The sequence below is a fragment of the Streptomyces venezuelae genome, assembly GCF_008642275.1.
Lineage (GTDB): Bacteria > Actinomycetota > Actinomycetes > Streptomycetales > Streptomycetaceae > Streptomyces > Streptomyces venezuelae_E.
The window spans coordinates 3,512,501-3,537,094 of record NZ_CP029189.1 but is presented as its reverse complement, the minus strand read 5'-3'; the positions used below and the strand labels follow the sequence as shown (position 1 = coordinate 3,537,094).

The window sequence follows — 24,594 nt, the reverse complement described above, 5'->3', positions numbered from 1 at the left end:
CGCGTGGTGACGGTGGGTGATGGAAGAGATGCTCTCCGCAAGGAAGTTGACGAACCGTCATTTCCGGCCTGTGGCTGAAGTGATGCGTGAGTCGCTCTGTTTATGCCCTGGTTGAGCCGGTTTCGCGGCGATAAGGGATGGCCAAAGCCAGTCGGTGAGTGGCTGATTGGTGGGAACGATCAAGCGGAGTAGCTTGGAATCACTCCCCTCCGTCTATTACCTTTCGATAACGCAGCGCGGTCGTCCCAGCCGTCGCAAGAGACGGCACCGTGCGCGCGCGCGTCCCGCGCGTCGATGAGGAGTGTGCCCCGGTGGCCTCCAACTTGCCTGCCCCTGAAGGCATCGAAATCCAGGAGCCGCCCACCGCGGGTGCCTGGGGCGAGTGGAATCCCACCGAGGATTCGGTGCGGCCGGTCCGCGGCAAGCACCGGGTCGCCAAGCAGCGCGGAGGACTCGCCCGCAGCTCCACCGTGCTCGGCGTCGGTGTCATCGCGGCGGTCGGCGCCGGTGGCATCGCCACGGCGCAGGACCGGCCCCAGATCGCGATATCCCTGCCGGCCCTGCCCGACATGATGACCGGGGACAAGGCCCAGCAGGAGGACGCCGATTCCGGATCGGCGACCCCGACCGGCGAGCGGACCGGGATCATCGCCCAGCAGTCCGCCCAGGGCGTCGACGCGGGCGAGGTGCTGCGCAACCGCATCCTCCAGCAGGCCGAGTCCCAGCAGGACGCCGCCGAGGCGAAGGCCCGGGCGGAGGCCGAGGACGCGGCGCGACAGGCTGCCGCCCAGGAGGCCAAGGAGAAGCTGGAGGCGGCCCACAAGGCCGAGGAGGCGAAGACGCAGGCCGAGGCGAAGGCCAAGGAAGAGGCCGAGGCGAAGGCCGCGGCGGCGGAGGCGGCGGCCAAGGCCGAACAGGAGCGCCTCGCCAAGCCGTCCGGCAGCTACTCCCTGCCCACCTCCGCCTACACCCTCACCTCGCACTACGGTGACTCCGGCTCGATGTGGTCCTCCGGTCACCACACCGGCCTCGACTTCGCGGCCCCGACCGGCACCCCGGCCAAGGCCGTGGCCGCCGGGAAGATCACCTCGGCGGGCTGGTCCGGTGCGTACGGCTACCGGATCGTGCTGGAGCTCCCCGACGGTACGGAGATCTGGTACTGCCACCTCTCCTCGATGTCGGTGACCTCCGGTGCGGTCGGCGCCGGCGACACCATCGGCCGCGTCGGCGCCACCGGCAACGTCACCGGACCTCATCTCCACCTGGAAGTACGCAAGGGCGGATCGACGCAGGACCCGCTGGCGTGGCTGAACTCCAAGGGCCTGACCGTCTGAGACCCGGCTCCGGGCCCGGAGCCGCACGCGTTGACGGGGTCGCACTCGTTCCCGGGACCGCATTCGCCCCCGGGGCCGGATGCGGCGTTCCGCGGCCCGGGCACGTCCGTCCGCGCGGCCGCCGGGTCCAACGGGTCGAACCACGGCGGGATCAGCTCCTCCAGTACCGCCGCCCGGGCCAGCGCGGGACCCGCCGTCGCCCGGGACTGCCAGAGCCGGTGCAGCAACTCCCGTTCCCGGCCCGCGAAATCCCGTTCCCGTACGGGGCCGCCGCGCCGCGCCCGGTTCCGCAGCAGGGCCAGGGCCGCCGCATCCGCCTCGTACCGGGCGACCACGCGGCCGGCCGCCCGGCCTCCGCTGCGCCGGGCCAGGGTGCGGGCCAGCGACCGGGCCGGCATCGAGACCAGGGCCGGGACCTCGGCCGGGCCGAGCCAGCCCGCCGCCGCGTACTGCGCGAGCTCACCCTCGACGGCCCGCAACCGGTCACGCCTTATCCGCACCGCCAGCCACACCAGCAGCCCGAACACCGGGACCATCACGCAGCTGTAGACCACGTAGAACCCGTGCTCCCCGAACTGCGAGGAGCCGTTCCACAGCGCGTGCATGCCCATGGCCAGGGCCAGGCCGAGCAGCGGCGGGCCGATCCTGCGCGAGCGGCGGGCGCTCACGGCGGCCACGCCGAAGCCCAGCCCGGTGAGGACGGTGAACAGCGGGTGCGCGAAGGGCGACAGCACTATCCGTACGAAGAAGGTCGCCGCCGTCACGGACTCCAGCGCGCTGCTGCGGTCGGCCAGGTCCTCCACGAAGGCGTTGCCGAGGTAGAGGATGTTCTCGGTGAAGGCGAAGCCGGTGGCGGTGAACCCGGCCACCACGAACCCGTCGGCGGGACCGGTGAAATGGCGTCTTCGGAACGTGAACACCAGCAGCAGGGCAGCCGCCTTGGCGCTCTCCTCCACCACCGGGGCGATGGCCACCGAGCCGAGGTGATCGGCGGTGGAGGCGTCGGTGGTGGTCGCGGCTATCCACTGGGTGGCGAAGTTGTTGGCCAGTATCGCGATCAGGGCCGCGGTGCAGGCACCCCAGCCGAAGCAGAACAGCAGCTGCGACCAGGGCGCGGGCGCGGCCCGGCCCAGCCACCGGAAGGCCGCCATGAGCGGCGCCACCGGCAGCAGGGCGAGACCGAGACCGACCAGGAAGCCGGCGGTGCCGGTCTGTTCCCGCACGAGTTCGAGGATGGCTACCCCGGTCGCGGCGAGCAGGGTGAGGAGCACGCAGGTGCGGACCGTGCCGGACGGACGTGGCAGTACGAGATGGAGCGCTCGGTACACACCATGACCCTAGCGAGCCGGTCTGACACGCGCGGTGACCTTGTCAGTTCTCCGTGCGACGGAAGAGCAAGTCGTGTACGAGGTGGCCCTTGTCGAGGCCCTGGCCCTCGAAGCGGGTCAGCGGCCGGAAGCCGGGACGCGGGGAGTAGCCGCCGTCGGGCTGCGTGTTCTCGAAGTCCGGGTGCGCGGTGAGCACTTCGAGCATCTGCTCGGCGTACGGCTCCCAGTCGGTCGCGCAGTGCAGTACGGCCCCGGGCGCGAGGCGGGTGGCGGCCAGCGTGAGGAAGTCCGGCTGGATCAGCCGGCGCTTGTGGTGGCGGGCCTTGGGCCACGGGTCCGGGAAGTACACGCGGATACCGGCCAGCGAGTCCGGCGGCAGCATCTCGCGGAGCAGGATGATGGCGTCGCCGTTGGCCACCCGGACGTTGGTCATCCCGCCGCGCTCGGCGAGGGCGAGCAGATTGCCCTGCCCGGGGGTGTGCACGTCGGCGGCGAGGATCCCGGTGCCGGGGTCGGCGGCGGCCATCTGCGCCGTGGCCTCGCCCATGCCGAAGCCGATCTCCAGGACGACCGGCAGGCCGCCGAAGAGCTCGTCGAGGTCGAGGACCCGGTGGCCGTCGATGTCCAGGCCCCAGGTGCCCCACAGGCGCTTCAGGGCCTCACCCTGGCCGGTGGTGACCCGGCTGCGCCGGGGCTGGAAGCTCCGGATCCGCCGCTCGTGGTGCGAGCCGGCCGGGTCCGGCGCGGGCCCGTCGGGGAAGCGGGGCTCGGTGCGCCACTTCGGGGGCACGTACGAGTTCGCCTCCGGCGCGGCGTCGGCGGCGTAGTCGGCGACGGGGACGTCCGGGACGGCGGGCGGCGTGGGGTTCAGGGACTCAGACACAATGCGCTGATTCTACGACGGGGGGTCGCGGCGCCGCTGCGCGAGCGGCTCCGGACCGCGTCCGCGCGTGGCGCCGGTGCCGGCCCCCGCCGCATCGGCCGGCGCCCACGACCGCGCCCCGGCTGCCTGCGGCGCCGCGCGCCCGGACCTGCGCCGTGCTCCGGCCCGGCCCCGGCGGCGCCACGGCCCCGCGCGCCCGGCCCGGCCGCCCTGCGAGTTGCAGCCCGCCCCCCTCCGTACCCGCCCGCGCCTCGAACGCAGACCGGGCCGGGTGGGCCGGTCAGGCCGAGCCGAGGGTCCGCAGGGCGCGGGTGGCGATCTCCCGGCCGATCGGGAGGGACGCCGTCGCGGCCGGCGACGGGGCGTTGAGGACGTGGACCGTACGCGGGGCGTCGCGGATCAGGAAGTCGTCGGCCAGGGTGCCGTCGCGCAGCACGGCCTGGGCGCGTACCCCGGCCGCGGCCGGCCGCAGGTCGGCGGCGGTGACGGCCGGCAGCAGGCGCCGTACCGCCCGGGTGAAGGCCTGCTTCGAGAGCGAGCGGTGGATCTCGCCCGTCCCGTACCGCCAGTGCCGCGCGGCCATCCGCCAGGATCCCGGCCAGGCGAGCTCGTCCGCGATGTCCCGGGGCCGCACCGCCGACCAGGCGTAGCCCTCGCGGGCCAGCGCGGGCACGGCGTTGGGGCCGACGTGGACACCGCCGCCGATGCCCCGGGTGAGGTGCACCCCGAGGAAGGGGAACGCCGGGTCGGGCACCGGGTACACCAGGCCCCTGACCAGGTCAGGCCGCGTCAGGTCGTAGTACTCGCCGCGGAAGGGGATGATCCGCATGCCCGGGTCGTCCCCGGCGAGGCGGGCGATCCGGTCGCACTGGAGGCCCGCGCAGTTCACCAGGACCCGCGCCCTGACCACCAGGCCGGACGTCGTGCGGACCGCCACGGCCGAGGGGCGCCGCGAGATCAGGTCCACGGCGCCGCCGTAGACGATCTCCGCGCCGGAGGACTCGGCGAGCTGGGCGCTCACCCGGCCGTAGTCGACGATCCCGGTGCTGCCGACGTGGATCGCCGCCAGCCCGCGCACCTCCGGCTCGTACTCCGTGATCTGAGCCGGGCCGAGCTCGCGCACCGGAATGCCGTTCTCCCGGCCGCGCTGGACCAGGGCGTGCAGCCGAGGCAGCTCCTCCCGCTCCGTGGCGACGATCAGCTTGCCCGTGACCTCGTGCGGAATCCCGTGCTCCGCACAGAACTTGACCATCTCGGCGGCCCCGCTCACCGCGAAGCGCGCCTTGAGGGAACCCGGGCGGTAGTAGATCCCGCTGTGGATCACCCCGCTGTTGCGGCCCGTCTGGTGCCGGGCCGGGCCCGACTCCTTCTCCAGGACCACGACCCTGGTCCCCGGAGCCAGGCGCGCCACGGCATGCGCCGTCGACAGGCCGACGATTCCGCCGCCGATCACCAGCACATCGCAGTCCACGCCGCCACCCACGCTGACACCTCCCACCCCTGCATACTGCACCCCGGCACCGACAACGCGGCCACGCGGCCCCCGGAAGACAGGTCTTACGCCTGCGCCACCAACAGCGGCCGGGCCCGCTCCCGCAGCTCCGCCACGCGCGGCTCGTCCCCGTACGGTTCCAGGCGGTGCAGCAGGTCCCGTACGTATTCGGTCGTCCGTGCCGAGGAGATCCTCCCCGCCACCTCCACCGCCCGGGTGCCCGCCGCGCACGCCGCGTCGAGATTGCCCGACTCCAGCTCGGCGACCGCGCTCACGACCAGCCGCAGCCCGTGCGACCGTACGTACTCCTCGGTGGGGCGCGACAGAGCCTGCTCGGTGAACCGCCTCACCTGCCGGGGCAGTTTCAGATCCCGGTAGCATTCTGCGGCATCTGCCGCGAAACGGTCGTACGAGTAGAAACCCAGCCAGGTCGGATCCGGATCGCCCTCCCGGGACCGCTCCAGCCAGCCCTCCGCCGCCCGCAGCGCCGTCCCCGCCGCCGTCGAGTCGCCCGCCTTCGCGTGCGCCCGCGCCTCGACCAGCCGGAAGAAACTCATGGTGCGGGCGGTGGCGAGACCCCGGTTGCGCTCGACGGCCGCCTGCGCGAGGTCCACCCCCTCGTCGGGGAAGTCCCGGTAGGTCGCCTGCAGGGACATCGAGGCCAGCACATAGCCGCCGAGCGGTACGTCCGCGGCCGCGCGGGCGAGCCGCAGCGCCTGGATGTAGTAGCGCTGGGCCGCTTCCTGCTGGCCCGTGTCGAAGGCCATCCACCCGGCCAGCCGGGTCAGTTCGGCGGTCGCGCCGAACAGCGCGCGGCCCACCTCGTCGGTGTACGAGCCGAGCAGCAGCGGTGCCGCGTCCACCCGCAGGCACTCGGGAACCATCGACGAACGCCAGTCCCCGCCGCCGTACTTGGAGTCCCAGCGGCGCGCGTCCTCGGCGGCCTCGCGCAGCTTCGTCACATCGCTGTGGCCCACGCGCTGGCCGAGGTCGCGCGGCGTTTCGGGTCCGGGCTGGGCGGGCACAACGATGGACGGCGGGCCTGTCGCCGGTCCCGTCATCGGGCCTGTCGCCGGTCCTGTCGTCGTTCCGGATGCCGGTCCTGCCACATGGCCTGACGCGGGGCCTGCCATCGGCCCTGTCGCCGGGCCGGTCGTGCGGCCGTCCGGGGAGGACCGGGGCCCTGGTGCTGCCGTCGCCTCGCGCGCCGGCGCGTCGTGAGCCGAGGGGGTCACTGACACGGGGCTCTGGACCATGGAGTGCCGCGCCACGGGGTCCGGCATCGGGACGGCGCCGGACGCCGGGCCGTCGGTCGTCGCGTGGCCGGCAGCCACGTCGTCGGTCACCGCGTGACCTCTCACCATGTGACCCGTCGTCGCGTGCCCTGCCGTCGCGTGCCCTGCTGGCGGCTGTCCCGCCGTCGGCTGTCCCGTCGTGGGCTCGCCGGCCGTGAGGTGCGGGGGACGGCTGCCCGCCGGTTCCCGGGCCACCGAACTGTCGGCGGGAGATATCAGCCAGCGCGAGGCGGGCGTCGCGTACGCCGCCACGGAGAACGAGCCCGCCAGCGACTGCCAGATCCCGCCCCCGCCGCGCCGCCCGGCGAGGTCGAGCCGGTAGAGGTCGGTGGCCGAGCGCACCGCCGCACCCACGTCGCGCGGGAAGGCCAGCCCGACCTCGGGCGCGGGGTCGGCGTCCGCCAGCCCGATCTCGTGCAGCGGTACCGGCCGCCCCAGCTTCGCGCCGATGGCGGCCGCGATCAGATGGGGGGCGGCGCCCTGGGGCACCATCCCCTTCGACACCCACCGGGCCACCGACGTCTTGTCGTACCGGAGCGTCAGGCCGCGCTGCGCTCCGAGGTCGTTGACCCGCCGGGCCAGCCCGGCGTTGCTGATGCCCGCGAGGGCGAGGACGGCGCCGAGCTTCTCGTTGGGCTCGCGGAGCTCCCTGGACATGCGCCACCCCTCGTCACACGCGGAACGCAGACGCCGCCGGGGCATAGGCGCCCGGCATTTCGTAAACCCAGCGTAGTTCCCCGCCTCCCAAGCGTTAAGGCCCTTACTTCCGTATGGCGGGATTGTTGTCCGTTTGCACAGTCCGCCCCGAGCCCGGGGCCGGGGCGCACGTGTCATCGCGTGCTCCGTCCGTGTGGCCGTGCGCCCGCCCGTGCGCTCTGGCCGGTCCCCGGACCCGGCGATTCGATGTGCGGTGCGTGGGTCGACCCGCCGCCTGACCGGGCGGGTCGGGGGATGCCGCTGCCTCAATCCCCGCGGGTGGCGGAACGGTCCGGGGGGTGGAACGCGCCCCCCGGACCGCGCCCCCCTCGTCGGGTGCCGGAGGCCCGTGACGGCCCTTCCGGCGGCCGAAGAATGGCTGAAAGCGACCTATGGGGCGGTGGGAACGGAACGTCAAATACCGAGTTGCCAGGGCGTGTTCGTTTGCGTGTGCGCCCCCTTTAACCACTCTCGCACGCCTGTCCCGTGGCAGCATGGACCCCGAGCCACCCGGGGTCCCGCGGCCGCGCCCTCAGCGCTGTCCGTGCTGCCTGTGCCCCGGTCATGTGCCCACGGGCTGGGGAGGCGGCGGTGCGCTGGTTGGTGGGTTGGAGCAGTATCGCCGCGAGCTTCGGCACGGCCGGACGCGTCTTTGGCCAGGGTGCCGGGCGGGCCGCCGGACAGGCCTCCGGCCAGGGCGGATACGGCGACGGCGGCTACGGCCGGGGCGGCGACGGCGGCGCACCCCTGCGCGGCGGCCTCGCGGACGCCGCGCATCCGGACGACCCGGGCGCGGACGCGGAACGCACCGTCCACCCCGTCGGCGCACAGCTGCTCTGGGGAGACCCCGACCCCCTCTGGGCCGTCGGCGACTGGCGGCCCGACGAGATCCGCACGCTGACCGCCGACCCCGCCGATCCCTTCACCAGGCTCGCCGTCCTCGGCTGCTGCGGTGCGACCGACGCCGAACTGCGCCGCGCCCTCTACGCCGCCCGCGGCGGCGCGCTGCGCCACCTCACCCAGTGGTCCGGCAGCTACACCGCCGTCGTCCAGGCCGGCCGCCGCATCACCGTCGTCGGCGACCTCGCGGGCGCCCGGCCCGTCTTCTACACCCCCTGGGCGAGCGGCACGGCGTACGCCACCGCGGCCCTCCCGCTCGCCGACCTCATCGAGGCCCAGCTCGACATCGGCCATCTCGCCGCCCTGCTGGCCTGCCCGGACAGTCCGGAGGCCCTGGGCGACGGCACACCGTACGCCGGGGTGCGGCGCATCCCGCCCGGGCACGCGCTCATCCTGCGCGAGGGCTCCCGCGAGATCACCGGCTACGAGCAGGTCGCCTCGCTCGCGGTGGCCGCCCCCGAGGCGGACGCCGAGCGCGCGGTGGAGGGCGTACGGGAAGCGTTGGTGGATGCCGTGCGCGCCCGGCTCACGGCTCCGCGGCATGCTCCCGACGTACTGCCGCCGTACGATCCCGGCCCCGTGCCCGGAATGGGCCCCGCCGACCGGCGCGCCGCCCGCGGTGCCCCGGCCCCGGGGGTGGGCGCCGACCTTTCCGGCGGCAGCGCCTCCGCCACGCTGGCGCTGCTGGCGGCCGGCCTGCCGGGGGCACCGGGCAGCCTGCTGAGTCCGGCCGGGGCGCGGCTGCTGGCCGTCACCTTCAACGACCTGGCCACCCCGCAGGGGCGCGAGGCCGAACTGGAACGTGCCAGGGCCATCGCGGCCGACCCGCGCCTGCACCACGTCGTGGTGGCCGCCGCCGCGGAGGCCCTCCCGTACGCGGAGCTCGACGGCCCGCTCACCGACGAACCCGGCCCCTCCCTGGTCTTCGCCGCGCGCGAGCGGCGCCGGCTGGCCGCCGGCTCGGCCGACCACTTCACCGGGCACGGCGCCCGCCAGGTCCTCGACGCCCACCCGGCGCGCATGGCCGACCTCCTGATGGACCGCCGGCGGCGGCACCTGCTGCGCCCGGTGGCGGCGCTGGCCCGGTCGGCCTCCGCCTCCGGAGCCTCCGGGGAGTCCCTGCTGGTCCCGCTCACCGTGTACTCGGCGGCCCGAAGACTTGCCCGTACGTCGTACCGCGCGGGCATGGAGGCCGCCGCGGCCCGGCTCCGCGAGGGCGGGGTCACCGAGGGATCCTCCGGTCCGGTGGACGCTTCCCTCGCTGCCCTGACCTGGTCCCGCCCGGGACCGGCGGCGGGCTGGCTCACGGGGGAGGCACTGGCGGAAGTATCGATCCGCCTGACCGTCGCCGCCGGCCGGCCCCCGCTGTCGCTGCGGCCGGGGGAGGCCCGGGCCCGCTCGCTGCTCGCCCGCCACGCCGCCGACCACCGGGTCTTCGAGCAGGCCGTGGAGGTCCGCAGCCAGCGGCTGCACGCCCCCTTCCTGGACAACCAGGTCGTACGGGCCGCCCGCGCCCTGCCCGAGTCCCTGCGGGTCCAGCCGGGGGCCCGGGCCGCGATCCTGCGCACCGTCCTGTCCTCGGCGGGTGTGCGGGAGTTCCCGCCGGGCTGGGGTGCCACGGACCGGGTGCCGAACGAGACGGCGACCCTGCTGGGGCTGCGCGCCGCCCTGAGCCTGCTGCTGGACCTGTTCGCGTCGCCGCTGCTCGCGGACGCCGGGCTGATCGAGGCCCGGGTCGTGCGCCAGGCCCTGATCGACGCGGCGGAGGGGCGCCCGGTCCCGCTGGACGGGCTGGCGGAACTGGTCTCGATGGAGCTGTGGCTCGGCCGTCTGCTGGCCCGGCGCGGCACCTGCTGGACGGGTACCTCCGCGGCGCGGCGCCGGGCGGTGCCGGAGGGAGTCCCCGTGCACCGCCCGGCGCTGTCCTGACGTCGGCGCAGGCTCATGCTCCGGCTCAGGCGGTGAGCACCAGCGCGGTCGCGATCGCCGGGCCGAAGGCCCCGCCCAGCTGGTAGCAGAGGGCGAACAGGCCGATGGCCGTGGGGCGCTGGGCCTCGGGGGCGCTCGAAGCGGCGTGCATCGACAGCACGGCGTTGGCTCCGGTCGCCGCGAAGACCCCGCCCATGGTGGCGGCCAGCAGCAGCGGGCCCCAGCTCGCGAACACCGCGATCGCCGCGGCCGCCGCGCCGACCCCGATCAGCACCGCGCGGACGGCCACCCGGCTCATGCGCGCCGAGGCCGCGGCCAGCAGCCAGGAGAGCGCGGATCCGGTGAGCAGCGCCACGAGCTGACCGGTGCCCGCGGTGGCGGTGTCCCAGCCCGCCCGGTCGCCGAGCAGCCGGGGCACGGAGAACAGCAGGGTGAAGTACGAGCCCGAAAGCGCGAGGGCGAGCAGCGCGGAGCCGAGGAAGAGGGGCTTGCGGATCAGCGCGGCGGGGACGAATCCGCCGGGGCGCCGGCGTACGTGCAGCGTGAGCAGTGTGGCGGCGACGGCCGAGGAGCCGAGCGCGGCGGCGGGTGCGTGGGGCAGCAGGACCAGGGCGGTGGCGAGCGCCGTCAGCAGAGCCGCGCCACGGGCGTCGAACCGGCCCTGCGGTGTGGCCACCGGAGCCTTCGCGTACCTGCTCACCGCGGGCACCGCGAGGACCGCGATGACGGATACGCAGAGCGAGAGCCGCCAGGAGAGGACCTGCGAGAGCTGGGCGCCGAGGAGCGGGCCGGAGGCGCCGAGGATGCCGAAGCCCGCGCTGATCACACCCATCCGGCGGGCCGACCCGGCCAGGCTCATGGCGACCGCGGCCAGACCGGCGCCACCGGCGGCCTGCGTGGCCCGTCCGGCAAGGGTGAGCGGCAGCCAGGGGGACGCGGCGACGAGGAGGGTGCCGCCGAGGAGGAGGGCGCCGGCCAGGTGGAGCGCCGCCCGCAGGCCCCGGCGGCGCAGCAGTCCGGCCAGCAGCGGGGTGCCCACGGCCATGGCCCAGGCGTAGGAGGCGACGAGCCAGGTGGCGGTCGAGGCGCTCACCCCGAGGGAGCGGGCCATGTCCGGAAGGATCAGCACGGGGGCATTGGCCCCGGCGGCCAGGGGGGTGGCCAGCAGCGCCAGCCACAGGACGGGAACGGGGCCGACCCGGGGCGTCGAGGAGCGGGTGCTGGCGGTGGCGGTGGCGGTGATCGCGGTGGTCGCGGCACCGGTGGTGCCGGTGGTGGCTGTGGTGCCCATGGTGCTGGTGGTGCCCGTGGTGGCCGTCGTGGTGGTCATGGAAGGCCCCCCTCCAATCCATCTCAAGACTGAGAATCTCAACGTTGAGATAAAAGCATCCAGTCCTCTCAACGTCAAGTGTCTCAACGTTGAGATATTCTGTGGAGGGTACGGACGAGGGACGCGAGCGAGGGAGGACAGCGCATGAGCGACGCAGTGGACGCGATCGTCGGCCAGTGGACGGCGGAGCGCCCGGATCTGGCGGCCGGCCTGTGGCCGGTGGAGGTGGTGGCCCGGATCCAGCGGATGAACCGCGTCATCGACAAGCACCTGAAGGCCTTTGCGGCCGAGCACGACCTGGAGGTGGGCGAGCTCGACATCCTCTTCACCCTGTGCCGCTCCGGCCCCCCGTACGCGCTGACCGCCGGCGCCCTCATCCCGGCCGCCATGGTCACCTCCGGGGCGATCACCAACCGCATCGACCGCATGGAGGCCAAGGGCCTGGTCGAGCGGGTGAGGGACGGCCAGGACCGCCGCACCGTACGGATCCGGCTGACCGAACGGAGCCTCGCGCTGACGGAGGTGATGATCGCCGAGCACCTGCGCCAGTACCAGGAGCTGCTCGCCCCGCTGGACCCCGCCACCTGCGCCACGGTCGCCGGCGCTCTGCGCGTGCTCCTGGAGAACAACGGGGACACGTCGATCACCTGAGGTGTCCGGCCGGGCACCACAGCCCCAACGGGCCGGGCAGAATTGCCCGGTGCGGTATCTCATCCTGGGCGTCACCGAGGCGCGCGACGAGGGCGGCGCCCGTCTTCCCGTGGGCGGCGCCCGGTTGCGCGCGCTCCTTGCCGCCCTCGCCCTCCGGGCCGGCCGCCCGGCCTCCGTCGCCGAACTCGTCGACGACGTCTGGGGCGACGACCCGCCCCAGGACGCCCCCGCCGCACTCCAGGCCCTCGTCGCCCGGCTCCGCCGCGCCCTCGGCGGCCGGGACGCCGTCCACTCCGCCGTCACCGGCGGCTACCTCCTGGCCGCCGCCCGCGACGACGTCGACCTGCACCGGTTCGACCGGCTGGCGGTCCAGGGCGGCCAGGAACTGGCGACCGACCCGGCCGCCGCCTCCCGCACCCTGCGCACCGCCCTCGATCTCTGGCGCGGACCCGCCTTCGCCGACCTGCCCGAGTCCGCCCGCGCCGGCCATGCGGCCGTCGCCGAGGCACGCCGCACCGGCGTCCTCCGGCACCGCATCGAGGCGGACCTGCGCAGCGGCGCCACGGCTCCGGCCGCGCTCCTGCCCGAGATCGAGGCACTGGTCGACGCCTCCCCGTACGACGAGACGCTCCGGGCGCAGCAGCTGCGCGCCCTGCGCGCCGCCGGCCGCCCCGCCGAGGCCCTCGCCGCGTACGAGCGCACGCGCCGCGCCCTCGCCGACGGCCTCGGCACCGACCCGGGCCCGGAACTCGCGGCCCTGCACGCGGAACTCCTCCAGCCGCAGGCTCTGCCACCGCAGCCCCGGGAGTCCCTGCAGTCCTGGGAGTCCCTGCAGCCCCGGGAGTACCTGCAGTCCCGCCAGTCCCCGCTCTTCCCGCAGCCCCGGCCTGAGGCCTCCGCCGCCCCCGGGACTCCCGGAACTCCCGTGGCCGCCGATGCCTCTGGCGCGCCCGGCGCTCCCCGCGGGAACCTCCGCCCCCGCCTGACCTCCTTCGTCGGCCGCGAACCCGAACTGGACGCCCTGCGCGGCGATCTGGCCCGGCTGCGCCTCATCACCCTGACCGGCCCCGGTGGTTCGGGCAAGACCCGCCTCGCGGAGCACGCCGCCGCGGCCCACCCCGAAGCCGGCTGGATCGTCGAACTCGCCCGCCTGGACCAGCCCGCCGCCGTTCCCGGAGCCGTCCTCAGCGCCCTCGGCCTGCGCGAGAGCTCCCTCGTCACCCGCGAGACCCCGGCCCCGGCCGCCACCGACCCCACCACCCGCCTCGTCGAACACTGCGCCCACCGCACCCTGCTGCTCGTCCTCGACAACTGCGAGCACGTCATCGGCGCCGCCGCCGAACTCGCCGAACGCCTCCTCACGCACTGCCCCGGTGTGCGGATTCTGGCCACCAGCCGCGAACCCCTCGGTGTCCCGGGGGAGACGGTCCGCCCCGTCGAGCCCCTGCCGCCCGACCCCGCCCACCAGCTCTTCGCCGATCGTGGTGCCTCGGTCCGCCCCGGCTTCCGCCCCACCGAAGACCCGGACGCCGTGGCCGAGATCTGCGCACGCCTGGACGGTCTGCCGCTGGCCATCGAGCTGGCCGCCGCCCGGCTGCGGCTGCTCACGCCGCGCCAGATCGCCGACCGTCTCGACGACCGCTTCCGGCTCCTGACCAGCGGCGCCCGCACGGTCCTGCCCCGCCAGCAGACCCTGCGCGCCGTGGTCGACTGGTCCTGGGACCTCCTCGACGAGGCCGAACGCACCGTCCTGTGCCGGCTGTCCGTCTTCGCCGGCGGCTGCGACCTCGCCGCCGCCGAGGCCGTCTGCGCCGACCCCGCGGACGTGGACCCGTACGACCCCGCCGACGTCCTCGGCTCCCTCGTCGACAAGTCCCTCGTCCTGGCCGAACCGGACCGCAGCCACACCGGTCAGGGCGATGCCGGTCGGGGCGAACCCGGTCAGGGCATGCGCTACCGCATGCTCGAAACCATCCACGAGTACGCCGCCGAGCGCGCCGCCGCCCACCCCGCCGACGCCCGGGCCACCGCCCGCCGCCACGCCGCCCACTACCTCGCCTTCGCCGAGGAAGCCGAGCCCCTGATCCGCTCCGCCGCCCAGCTCCCCTGGATCCGGCGCGTCGAGACCGAGCTCGACAACCTCCGCGCGGCCCTCCACACCACCGTCGTCGAGACCGCCGACACCGAGTCCGGCCAGCGCCTCGTCTTCGCCCTCGGCTGGTTCTGGTGGCTGCGCAACTACCGCACCGAAGGAGCCGAGTGGACCACACGGACCCTCGCGCTCACCCCCGAGGTCCCCCCGGAGGGCACCCCCGCGTACTGGCGCTTCATGCGCCTGCTCGTCCTCGACATGTTCCTGCTGGCGGAGAGCAACTCCGCCGAGAAGTTCCGTACCTCCGGCTACCGGGACCTCGCCTCCCGCATCAAGGAAACCTTCCGGCAGGGCTCCCCCGAGACCACCCGCTTCCCCGGGATGCTCTGGCCCGCGACGACCTTCCTCACCGGTACCGCCCTCGACTTCCACGCCGACCTCGACCGGTCCGTCGCCAATTGCCGGATCCACGCGGGGGAATGGGAGCTCGGCATCGTCCTGATGCTCCGCGCCCACGTCGCCATCGACGTCACCGGAGGCCTCCCCGACGTCGACGCCGACCTCGCCGAGCTGCACGAGATCTCCCGGCGCGTGGGCGACCGCTGGACCCGTGCCCAGGTGGCGAGCGCCGCCGGGGAGGTCGCCCTCTCACGCGGCCGGTACGCCGAGGCGCGCATCGAGTACGAGGAGTGCCTGCGCCTCGCCCGCGAGGTCGGGGCCAGCGTCGAGGCGCCCTTCGCCATCGCCCGGATCGCCGAGACCGCCTACTGCGCGGGGGACCTCGACGACGCCGAGCAGCTGCTGGAGGAGGCCGGCAGGGAGTCCGACCGGTACGGCGGTGTGTACGACGTCAGCACCTTCGCCCGGCTCCTCTCCGCCCTCGTCGCCCTCCAGCGCGGCGACGCCGCCCGAGCACGCGCGGAGTGTGACCGGGCCCGCGACGAGGCCGAACGGTTCACGGTGCCGGCCCAGCTCACCGCCGGGCTGGCCACCGTCGACGCCGTCCTCACCGGCCGTGAACAGGGCCCGGTGGCCGCTCTGGCCAGGATCGGTCCGGCCCTGGCCGCCGCCGTCGACGCCCGGTGCGCCGAGCGCGTCCTGGCCGGCATGGCCGAGGCGGCGGCGCTGCTGCTGGCCGACGCCGGCCGGCCGGCCGAGTCCGTACGGGCCCTGGCGGCGGCCACCGCCTGGCGCGCGGGCCATCCGCGCTCCGTTCCGGAGAGCGGCGTCGTGGACGGCCTCCCGGAGCGGACCCGGGCCGTGCTCGGCCCGGACCGTCACAGCCGTGAGGAGGCGGCCGGCGTCGCCCTCACCCCGGCCGCGCTCGCCGCGGCGCTGACGTCGGGGCGCTGACGTCGGGGCTCAGCGGCAGCTGAGCACGGCGTCGGCCCAGCTCGCCAGCGTCGGCAGGCTGCCCGGCCCGGCCTTCTCCACCACCAGCCGCAGCGTCCTGTGCCCCGCGAGGGAGACCTGGACGGCTGCGGGCGGGTCCTCGTGCCCGAGGGCGGCGGACTGCCACACCCGCTCCCCGTCGGCGTATACGGAGAACCGCACCGAGCCGTCCGTGAACAGCGCCAGGCCGTCCACCCCCGCCTGCGCCGAGAAGCTCGTGCACTGCCGGTTGAGGGCGATCTCCACCGAGGAGAGCCCGTTCACGGTGATGCCGTGCGCGAAGCGCCGGCCGCCCACCTCCAGCCCGTGGCGCTGCCACACCCAGCCGCTGCGCCAGGTCTGCAGCTCGGGGGCGCTGTGGTCCCCGTAGACCGAGTGGGCGAGCCCGGCCAGCTGGAACCCCTGCGGCGGCTTCGGCGGTGTCGGCTTCGGCGTCGGCCGCTCGGGGGACGGCGCCGGTGACGGCTTCTCCCGGCTGGGGGAGGGAGACGGGGATGCGGAGGGCACGGGCGCGGGGGCTACGGAAGCCGTGGCCGAGGGCGTCGGTCCGGGCCGCGGAGCCGCGGAGCCCCGTGCCGCCGGCTCCGGCGCGGGCGGATCCGGCTCAGCCGCCGACGGGGCGGGTGCCTTCGGCACCGAAGGCGGCGCAGGCACGGCCGGCGCCGCGACACCGGGTGCGGGCTTGGCCCGGGCCTGCGGCTCGGTGTCGTCCCCGGCCAGCGCGAACACCACCCCGGCGGCCGCGGCCACCGCGATACCGGCGGCGATGGCAGCCTTGGCCGGCAGCCCGAGCCCCTCGGCGGCGACGGAAGCCCCGGCCGAGCCGCCCACCCCCGCGGCCCCACCACCCGCACCGGCGGTGGCACCTGCGGCACCGGCCGTCCCGGCCCCCGCGGTCGACCCGCCGGCGACGGCAGCGGCCGCCCCGGCCCCGCCCGCGGCGACGGCTCCGCCGGCCAGCACCCCGGCGGCCTTGCCCGCGTACCCGGCGGCGAACCACCCGATGACCGCGACCGGAAGGAGCGCAGGAATGCCCGCGTTGACGTCCTGGAGCTCCCCGGCGGCCAGCCGGCACTTCACGCACTCCTCCAGGTGCTTGCGCAGCCCCCGCTCCGCCCGCATCCGCAGCCCGCCCCGCGCGTAGGCGCCCAGCCGGTCCGCGTACCGCGCGCAGTCGCCGCCCTCGCTCAGCGCCGTACTCACATGGGCCTGCAGATACGCCTGCTTGAGCCCTTCCCGGGCCCGACTGGCCAGCACGGCGGTCGCGTTGGCGCTCAGCCCGAACAGCGGCGCGATCGCACTCGGCGAAGCTTCCTCGACGGTGGTGTGCCACAGCACGGCTTGCCACCGCTCGGGCAGACTGCGGAAGGCCTGCACGGCCAGCGACCGCTCCGCCTCGTGCATCGCCCGCACGTCCGCGCCCAGTTCGAGCGTGTCGCCCCCGGACAGCCCGGACAGAGCCGCCCCGCCGTCCGTGCCCGTGGAGGCCTGTTCGGCGAAGACCGCGAAGTCCTCGACCAGTTGCTCGCGCCTGGCGGTCTTCGCCCATGCCGCGGCGACCCTGCGCACGGTGGTCAGCAGATAGGCCCGCACCGACTGGTCCGGCCCGGCCCCGCCCCGTACCGCCTGCAGGGTCCGCGCGAACACCTCGGCCGTCAGGTCGTCGGCGGTGTGCGCGTCCCGGCAACAGGACCGGGCGTAGCGGCGCACGGAATCGGCGTGCCGGCGGAACAGTTCCTCGTACGCGCCGTCGTCACCGCCGCGCATCCGGGCGATCAAGTCACCGTCGGACGAGGGCAGATCGCCGCCGGTGCCTCCGGGTCCGGAAGAGCCCGGGGGGCGTGCGTGCCGCCCGCCCGGGTCGCGCTGCGCCGGCACCTGCCGGGCGGGCAGACTGCCCGCCTCCACCTCGTTGCCGCCGCCACCGCGTGGCTCTTCCCGACCGTCAACGCTCATCGCGGAGACTCCCGCACGACACACTCAACCGGTACACCGGCCAAGCGTGTCACACGGGGGACGGGCACCGAACCTGTCTTCGCGCCATCCACCCATCCGGGCACATTCCGGCGAATCGCCCTACCGGACCCGCACCGGCACCCGCCCAGGTCACACGGTCCGGGACCGCAGCCCTTCGAGCAGGATGTCGAGCAGCCGCGTCGAGGCCGCCGCCTGCTGCGCCGGGTCGGGCAGCGCGGGCGCCGCCGTCGCTATCACCAGCAGCACATCGGCCACCGTGACGTCGGCACGCAGTTCACCGGCCTCCCGCGCCCGGTGCACCAGCCGGCCGACGACCTCCAGCAGCGCACCCGCACCCGCGTCCTCGGAGGGCTCGTTCTCGACGGAGCCGTGCGTGCCCACGACCCGCAGGTCGGGAGCCCCGGCGGCCGGCACGGCCTGCCGCTGGTGCGGAACCCGTACGGCCTCCGCCTCCGCCTCCTCCGCCTCGTCCTCGACGGCCGACCCGACCCGCAGGACCTGGGGCGGCAGCAGCCGCCCGGCGCCCGAGGCCACGGAGGTGCGCAGGAAGCGCGACAGCGCCTGCCACGGCTCCTCCTCCTGGCCCAGCGCGGCCTTGGCCTGCTCGGTCAGCCGGGCGGTCTCCTCCTCGGCTATGCGCCGCACGAGGACGTCCTTGCTCGGGAAGCGCCGGTACACGGTGCCGACACCGACGCGGGCGCGGCGAGCCACGTCCTCCATCGGAGCCCCGTAGCCCAGCTCGCCGAAGACCTCACGGGCCGCCCGCAGAACGTGCTCCAGGTTGCGCTGGGCGTCGACACGCAGCGGCGTGGACCGGCCCACGCCGTGCGTGGTGCCGCCCGCGATGCCGCGTCCGTTGCTCTCGACCGAGAGCGCGGTCGCAGAACCATGGAAATCGGAAATGTTCATATGTATCCCCCGGTAATCATTTGTCTCCCCCCGGAGACACTCCCCGCCTTCACGCCGAGGGGGCCACGGTCTCGGGCCCGGTCCTACTCCTCGACGAGATACGAACATAGTTGAGCCAGAGTCAATTCAGAAGAGGCAGCCCCGGACGGAGCACCGCCCGATCGGAGCATTCACCCCCACTTTTCCGATCCGTGCCTCCGGAATGTCACACTCCGTGTGGGCTGACCTGCAGATTTTCGCCACAAGCTGACGTCCTCTTGCACCCCGCCCCAGCACTCACTCCGGTCACACAATTTGCCGGGCCTGTGGACAAACTCCCGGCCACGTTGCGTCATGGGATGGTGAAGGCTGCTAACTCCCGGGGCACGGACCCCGGTACCCCGCCCCGTACGCGCATCCTGATCGTCGGCGGCGGCTACGTCGGCATGTATACGGCGCTCCGCCTCCAGCGAAAGCTGAGAGCCGGCGAAGCCGAGGTCACGGTGGTCACCGCCGAGCCCTACATGACGTACCAGCCCTTCCTCCCCGAAGCGGCCGCGGGCGCGATCTCACCCCGCCACGTCGTGGTCCCCCTGCGCCGCGTCCTCGGCAAGTGCCGCATCGTCATCGGCGAGGCCCAGCGCATCGACCACGCCAAACGGACCGTGACCGTCAACACCCTCGCCACCGCCGACGAGGGCAGCGGCCCCGTCGAGATGGAGTACGACGAACTCGTCCTCGCCCCGGGCTCCATCTCCCGCACGCTCCCCGTCCCGGGACTCGCCGACTACGGCATCGGATTCAAAACGGTCGAAGAAGCGATCGGACTGCGCAACCACGTCATCGAACAGATGGACATCGCCTCCTCCACCCGCGATCCCGCCCTCCGTGACGCCGCCCTCACCTTCGTCTTCGTCGGCGGCGGCTTCGCGGGCGTCGAAGCACTCGGCGAACTGGAGGACATGGCCCGGTACGCGGCCCGGTACTACCACAACATCAAGCCCGAGGACATGAAATGGGTGCTCGTCGAGGCGAGTGACCGGATCCTCCCCGAGGTCGGCCCCGAAATGGGCGTCTACACGGTCCGCGAACTGCGCCGGCGCAACATCGACGTACGCCTGGAGACCCGGCTCGAATCCTGCGAGAACCGCGTCGCCGTGCTCAGCGACGGCGCCCACTTCCCCACCCGCACCGTCGTATGGACCGCCGGCGTCAAACCGCACCCCGTCCTGGCCGCCTCCGACCTCCCCAGGAACGAACACGGCCGCCTGGCCTGCACCTCCTTCCTCACCGTCGAAGGAGTCGAGCACGCCTGGGCCGCGGGCGACGCCGCCGCGGTCCCCGACATCACCGCCGGCGAGAAGGGCCGCTACTGCGCCCCCAACGCCCAGCACGCCGTCCGCCAGGCCAAGGTCCTCGCCGACAACCTCCTCGCCGCCCTCCGAGGCGAGGTCCTGACCGAGTACGCCCACAAGTACGCGGGCTCGGTCGCCTCGCTCGGCCTGCACCGGGGCGTCGCCCACATCTACGGCCGCAAGCTCAAGGCCTACCCGGCCTGGTTCATGCACCGCGCCTACCACCTCAGCCGCGTCCCCAGCTTCAACCGCAAAATGCGCGTCCTTGCCGAATGGACCCTCTCAGGCCTCTTCAAGCGTGAGATCGTCTCCCTGGGTTCCCTCGAACACCCCAGGGCAGAATTCGAACTGGCCGCAGGCGGCGGCCACAAGCCCCCACCCCCGCCCCCCGCCCCCCAACCCCCGCAGAACGGCCAGGGCTGACGTTGTCAGTGCGGTCGGCCACACTGGACGTGTGACCATAGGTGCGCTCACCCCTGCACAGAGTGACATCGTCCAGTCAGCGACCGCCCACGAGCGACACAGCGACCACTCGCGACACCACGAGGCTTGAACGCAGTGAACTTCACGCGCTGGAGCGCCCGGTTCCCCGGAACGCAGCGCCGCGCCGCCGCCCGGTCCGAACACGCCGCCGCCCAGGCCAAGCGAGGGGAAGGCGCGGTCCCGGCAGCCCGCGGCGGCCGCGCCGACCCCGGAGCCGAGCGGTCCACGCCCGCCGACGGCCAGCCCGCCGACCCCACGGTCTCCGGGACCGGCCACGGCGGCACCGGAACGTCCCCGTCCCCATCCCCGTCCCAGGCCGCGTCCCCGCCCCGGCGGACGGGCGTCCTCACCACCGTGCCCTCCCTCGACGAGCTCTCCGTACGCGAGGTCCTCGGCCGGCTCCCGGCCCTGGTCGCCCTCGTCCACGGCCCCGAGCACCGCGTCGCCTACGTCAACGACGCCTACACCGCAGGCTTTGGAGGCCGCACCCCCGGCGCCCCGGCCCACGAGGCCCTCCCCGAACTCGGCGAGCTCGGCCTCCTCCCGCTCCTCGACCAGGTCCAGCGCAGCGGCAAGTCCCGTACCGCCAAGAACCGCACCGCACCGGGCGGCGGCAGCTCGTACACCGTCACCTGCACCCCCGTCGAGTTCCCCGCATCCGACACCGGCGGCGAGCCCGACCCCCACCACACCGGCGTCCTGATCCACCTCGCCGACGTCACCGACCACGCCGAAGCCGTAGAGCGCCTGCGCGCCAGCGAACGCCGCCAGCGCGAGGCCGCCGTCACCCTCCAGCGCTCCCTCCTCCCCCAGGAGCTGGAACAGCCCGACGACCTGCGCGTCGCCGCCACCTACCAGCCCGGCGGCACCGAGGCCGCCGTCGGCGGCGACTGGTACGACGTCATCACCCTCGGCGCCGGCCGCACCGCCCTCGTCATCGGCGACGTCATGGGCCGAGGCGTGCGCGCCGCCGCCGTCATGGGCCAGCTGCGCACCGCCGTCCGCGCCTACGCCCGCCTCGACCTGCCCCCGCACGAGGTGCTGCAGCTCCTCGACGGCCTCGCCGCCGAGATCGACGCCAGCCAGATCGCCACCTGCGTCTACGCCGTCCACGACCCCAACGAGGGCCTGCTCGCGTACGCCTCCGCCGGCCACCTCCCCATCCTCGTCCGCGACGAGGACGGCACCGTACGCAGAGCCGCCGACCCCACCGGCCCACCGCTCGGCACCGGCGGCTGGCTGCACACCTCCGGCACCATCGCCCTCGGCCCCGGATCCACCGCCGTCCTCTACACCGACGGCCTGGTCGAACGCCGCGGCGAGGACATCGACGAAGGCGTCGCCGCCCTGGAGCGCGCCCTCTCCGGTGCCCAGGGCACCCCGGCCGTCATCTGCGACCGCCTCATGCGCGCCCTCGGCGTGGACGCCGACCACGACGACGACGTCGCCGTGATGGTCCTCCAGCAGCCCGCCCGCACCGGAGCGGACGCCGAGCTCTTCCACAACGCCGCCCTGGAACTCCTCGGCGGCATCGAGGCGGCCCCGCGCGCCCGCGCCTTCGCCCAGGGCGTCCTCGCCTCCTGGCGGTTCCCCGTCGAGCTCTGCGACCTCGGCGTGCTCGCCGCCAGCGAGCTCGTCGCGAACTCCCTCCAGCACGGCACCCCGCCCATGCGCCTGCGGCTGCGCCGCACCGACCGCCGGCTGATCATCGAGGTCACCGACGGGGACGACCACCTTCCGCGCCGCCGCCGCGCCGAACCGGCCGACGAGACCGGCCGCGGCATCTCGATCATCGCGACCATCGCCTCCGCCTGGGGCTCCCGCCGCACCCCGGGCGGCGGCAAGGCCGTCTGGTGCGAGTTCGCCCTCCCGGACAAGTAGCCGGGAAGCAGGAAGGCCCCGATCCACCCGGACCGGGGCCTTCCTGCTTCCCGCACGTATATACGTACGGGAATACGTACGGCCATATGAACGGCCACGCGTCCCTACGCGGGCACGCGCTCCACGGCGACGTCCTGGGCGGCCACCCCGGCCACCGGACCACCCTGCGCCACGACCCTGCTCGCCACCCACGGGTTGTCCTGCATCGGGCTCAGCCGCCTGCCGAGCCGCAGCGCGAGAACGGCGATCCCGAGCGACACCAGCACGAAGACCCCGATGTACAGCATCGGAACCCCCGCACCGAGCGGCACCCCGAGCGGCCCCAGCGCCAGCGCCATCTGCTTGACCAGCGCGAACGCCGAGTTGTACTGGCCCACCGAGCCCTCGGGCGCCAGGTCGGCCACCAGCGGCGCCAGGGTCGGCGACAGCATGGCCTCGCCGATGCCGAAGAGCGCGTACGTGCTGACGAACGCGGCGGCGGCCATCATGGCGCTGCCGTGCCCCAGACCCGAGAACCCGGCGATGAGCCACGCCACGGTCCAGATCAGCCCGACGAGCGCGATCACCCGGGACCGGCGGCGCTTCTCGACCAGCTTGAGCACGACGAACTGCGCGACGACGATCGCACCGGTGTTGGCCGCGAGCGCGAAGCCGAGGGTGGAGGGGGAGATCCCGGCGGCCTCCGTACCGAAGGCGGCCAGACCCGACTCGAACTGTCCGTAGCAGGCGAAGAACACGACGAAGCCCAGCACGCACAGCTGCACCATGGCCTTGTGCCGGAGCAGCCGCTTCCAGCCGCTGCCGCCCGTCTGGGACGGGTCCTTCGGCATCGCGTCCTTGATGGCAGGCACGTGCGGAAGCCGCACGCTGAGGATGACGGCGGCCAGCACCAGGAACATCACGGCCTCGATGCCGAACAGCAGGGTGAAGCTGCCGGGCCGGTTCTCGTCGACGATCTGGCCGCCGATGAGACCGCCGATGCCCAGGCCCAGGTTCTGCATGAAGAACTGGAGGGCGAAGGCACGGGTCCGGGTGGACGGCGTGGAGCACCACACGATCATCGTGGCCAGCGCCGGCTGCATCACGGCCTGCCCGGCACCGAGCGCCAGCGCCGACAGCAGGATGGGCACGATGCCGCCGGAGAGCCCGAGCGAGAGCGCGCCGGCCGAGGCGGTGACGGCGGCCCCGACGACCACGGGGACCGGGCCCCGGCGGTCGATGATCCGGCCGGTGAAGGGCAGCGCGACGAGAGCGCCGAGGGCGAAGGCCACGAACGCGCACGTGGCGGCCATGGAACCCAGATCCCGCACCTGCGCCACGTAGATGTAGAGGAACGGAACCGTGAAGCCGATACCGAACGCCGTCAGCGCGTTCCCGGCCTGGATCCGCCGCATCGCAGCGCCCATCACCCTGGTCACTTCTCACCTGCCTTTGAGACCTGAAGCCTGAAGACTTCATAGCTAAACTTCAAGCCTTAACACTACACACCGAAGGAGTTAGATGCCAACGAGCTCGTGCGATACTTCGACCCATGGGTGACACCCCCGACGGCACTGCGCCCGTCCACGAGCCGAGCCTCGACGAACAGATCGCCGTCTATCAGCGCGAGTTCCAGGACCTGGACCCCCAGGTGGAGAAGGTCGTCTCGGCGCTGAGCCGCCTGAACCGCCGCATGAACGTCGCGTACGGCCGCCAGACCGCGGCCCTGGGCATCAGCAACGCGGAATGGGAGGTCCTCAAGGCCCTCGTCATCTCCGGAGCCCCCTACCGGATGGGCCCGAGCGAACTGGCGAAGCAGCTGGGCCTCACGCCGGCGGCGATGACCCACCGGATCGACCGCATGACCGCGGAGGGCCTGGTCACCCGCGAGCGGGACGAGTCCAACCGGGTCCGCGTGATCGTGGAGCTCACCGACGAGGGCCGCAGCAAGTGGCTGGACGCGATGCGCGCGGCCACGGTCTTCGAGGAGGACCTCCTCCAGGACCTCTCCACCGCGGAGCGCGGGGTGCTCGGCGACATGCTCGCCCGCTTGCTGGACCGCGTGGAGGACCTCCAGTCGCCCAGCTGACCACCGGGGTTGACACGGGCCGGACGGGTCCGTAAGGTTCTTCGAGTTGTCCCAGAGCCGGAAGGTTTTGGCGACAGCGCATCCCGCCGCCTCGTTGCGGCACCCAACTCTGCACGATCTCCCACCGGGAACGCATTCGGCATGCCCGAATTCATTTCCGAAGGCCGATTATGAATCGCCAGGGAAATCCACTAGAGTTCAGGAGTCGGAAGGGCCCAACAGCCCGGAAGACAAACCCCGCTGACTGGGGGTCAGGCCCGAAAGAGTCTGATAGAGTCGGAAACGCAAGAACAGAACGAAAGCCCGGAGGAAAGCCCGAGAGGGTGAGTACAAAGGAAGCGTCCGTTCCTTGAGAACTCAACAGCGTGCCAAAAATCAACGCCAGAAGTTGATACCCCGTCCACTTCGGTGGATGAGGTTCCTTTGAAAAAGACCTGTGAGGTCGCCTTCGGGTGATGCTTGCAGGCAACAACACAGCGAGGACGTTGTGGCGCGTCGGTCATATTCCGACATGATGCGCCCGCTCTAAGTGATGTGTGCACCCGATTACGGGTAAACATTCATGGAGAGTTTGATCCTGGCTCAGGACGAACGCTGGCGGCGTGCTTAACACATGCAAG

15 protein-coding genes and 1 rRNA gene (1 of these 16 running past the window's edge) are annotated in these 24,594 nt (G+C 73.7%); 8 read left to right on the top strand and 8 right to left on the bottom strand.

Going from position 1 to position 24,594, the window contains the following annotated elements:
• Positions 1–311: 311 nt before the first annotated feature.
• Positions 312–1,334, top strand: coding sequence for a M23 family metallopeptidase (locus DEJ51_RS15435; protein ID WP_150258095.1), 1,023 nt, complete (start codon positions 312–314; stop codon positions 1,332–1,334).
• Here DEJ51_RS15435 and DEJ51_RS15430 read toward each other — a convergent pair.
• The 4 genes from DEJ51_RS15430 to DEJ51_RS35050 form a co-directional block, all read right to left on the bottom strand.
• Positions 1,253–2,662 carry a PrsW family intramembrane metalloprotease gene (locus tag DEJ51_RS15430; protein WP_150258094.1) on the bottom strand — a complete coding sequence of 470 codons (1,410 nt, stop codon included), beginning with the start codon at positions 2,660–2,662 and terminating at the stop codon, positions 1,253–1,255. The genes DEJ51_RS15435 and DEJ51_RS15430 overlap by 82 nt on opposite strands.
• A gap of 43 nt (positions 2,663–2,705) precedes the next feature.
• The gene (gene trmB / locus DEJ51_RS15425) at positions 2,706–3,545 is read right to left on the bottom strand and encodes a tRNA (guanosine(46)-N7)-methyltransferase TrmB (protein ID WP_411757320.1); all 840 of its coding nucleotides are present in this window, start codon (positions 3,543–3,545) and stop codon (positions 2,706–2,708) included.
• Between the two features lie 280 nt (positions 3,546–3,825).
• On the bottom strand, positions 3,826–5,058 hold the full coding sequence (gene lhgO / locus DEJ51_RS15420; RefSeq protein WP_190620400.1) for an L-2-hydroxyglutarate oxidase: 1,233 nt from the start codon (positions 5,056–5,058) through the stop codon (positions 3,826–3,828).
• A gap of 44 nt (positions 5,059–5,102) precedes the next feature.
• Entirely contained in the window at positions 5,103–6,989 is a 1,887-nt protein-coding gene (locus tag DEJ51_RS35050) for a sporulation protein (protein WP_223835823.1), read from the bottom strand.
• 630 nt (positions 6,990–7,619) lie between these two features.
• Here DEJ51_RS35050 and DEJ51_RS15405 point away from each other — a divergent pair.
• Complete coding sequence (locus DEJ51_RS15405; protein WP_411757319.1) at positions 7,620–9,857, top strand: asparagine synthase-related protein; 2,238 nt, start codon at positions 7,620–7,622, stop codon at positions 9,855–9,857.
• 25 nt (positions 9,858–9,882) lie between these two features.
• Here DEJ51_RS15405 and DEJ51_RS15400 read toward each other — a convergent pair whose 3' ends face one another.
• Positions 9,883–11,187 carry an MFS transporter gene (locus tag DEJ51_RS15400; protein WP_223835822.1) on the bottom strand — a complete coding sequence of 435 codons (1,305 nt, stop codon included), beginning with the start codon at positions 11,185–11,187 and terminating at the stop codon, positions 9,883–9,885.
• A 144-nt stretch (positions 11,188–11,331) separates the two neighbouring features.
• On the opposite strand from DEJ51_RS15400, the gene DEJ51_RS15395 reads away from it, so the two are divergent.
• Together DEJ51_RS15395 and DEJ51_RS15390 are read left to right on the top strand one after the other, a co-directional pair.
• Entirely contained in the window at positions 11,332–11,838 is a 507-nt protein-coding gene (locus tag DEJ51_RS15395) for a MarR family winged helix-turn-helix transcriptional regulator (protein WP_150258092.1), read from the top strand.
• A 49-nt stretch (positions 11,839–11,887) separates the two neighbouring features.
• Complete coding sequence (locus tag DEJ51_RS15390; protein ID WP_150258091.1) at positions 11,888–15,283, top strand: AfsR/SARP family transcriptional regulator; 3,396 nt, start codon at positions 11,888–11,890, stop codon at positions 15,281–15,283.
• Positions 15,284–15,292: 9 nt separating this feature from the next.
• Here DEJ51_RS15390 and DEJ51_RS15385 read toward each other — a convergent pair whose 3' ends face one another.
• Positions 15,293–17,278 (bottom strand): sigma-70 family RNA polymerase sigma factor, encoded by a 1,986-nt coding sequence (locus DEJ51_RS15385; RefSeq protein WP_150258090.1) that lies wholly within the window; start codon positions 17,276–17,278, stop codon positions 15,293–15,295.
• Positions 17,279–17,428: 150 nt separating this feature from the next.
• Positions 17,429–18,208 carry a TetR/AcrR family transcriptional regulator gene (locus DEJ51_RS15380; RefSeq protein ID WP_150258089.1) on the bottom strand — a complete coding sequence of 260 codons (780 nt, stop codon included), beginning with the start codon at positions 18,206–18,208 and terminating at the stop codon, positions 17,429–17,431.
• 338 nt (positions 18,209–18,546) lie between these two features.
• Here DEJ51_RS15380 and DEJ51_RS15375 point away from each other — a divergent pair, with 338 nt between their 5' ends.
• On the top strand, positions 18,547–19,965 hold the full coding sequence (locus DEJ51_RS15375; protein WP_150258088.1) for an NAD(P)/FAD-dependent oxidoreductase: 1,419 nt from the start codon (positions 18,547–18,549) through the stop codon (positions 19,963–19,965).
• 135 nt (positions 19,966–20,100) lie between these two features.
• Positions 20,101–21,906 (top strand): ATP-binding SpoIIE family protein phosphatase, encoded by a 1,806-nt coding sequence (locus DEJ51_RS15370; RefSeq protein ID WP_150261943.1) that lies wholly within the window; start codon positions 20,101–20,103, stop codon positions 21,904–21,906.
• Positions 21,907–22,010: 104 nt separating this feature from the next.
• Here the strand turns inward: DEJ51_RS15370 and DEJ51_RS15365 are convergent, their stop codons facing one another.
• Positions 22,011–23,312, bottom strand: a complete 1,302-nt coding sequence (locus DEJ51_RS15365; RefSeq protein ID WP_150258087.1) for an MFS transporter — start codon at positions 23,310–23,312, stop codon at positions 22,011–22,013.
• 125 nt (positions 23,313–23,437) lie between these two features.
• Between DEJ51_RS15365 and DEJ51_RS15360 the strand changes: the two genes are divergently transcribed.
• Entirely contained in the window at positions 23,438–23,974 is a 537-nt protein-coding gene (locus DEJ51_RS15360) for a MarR family winged helix-turn-helix transcriptional regulator (protein ID WP_030774675.1), read from the top strand.
• Positions 23,975–24,533: 559 nt separating this feature from the next.
• Positions 24,534–24,594: ribosomal RNA gene (locus DEJ51_RS15355) — 16S ribosomal RNA — on the top strand (it continues 1,464 nt past the right edge of the window).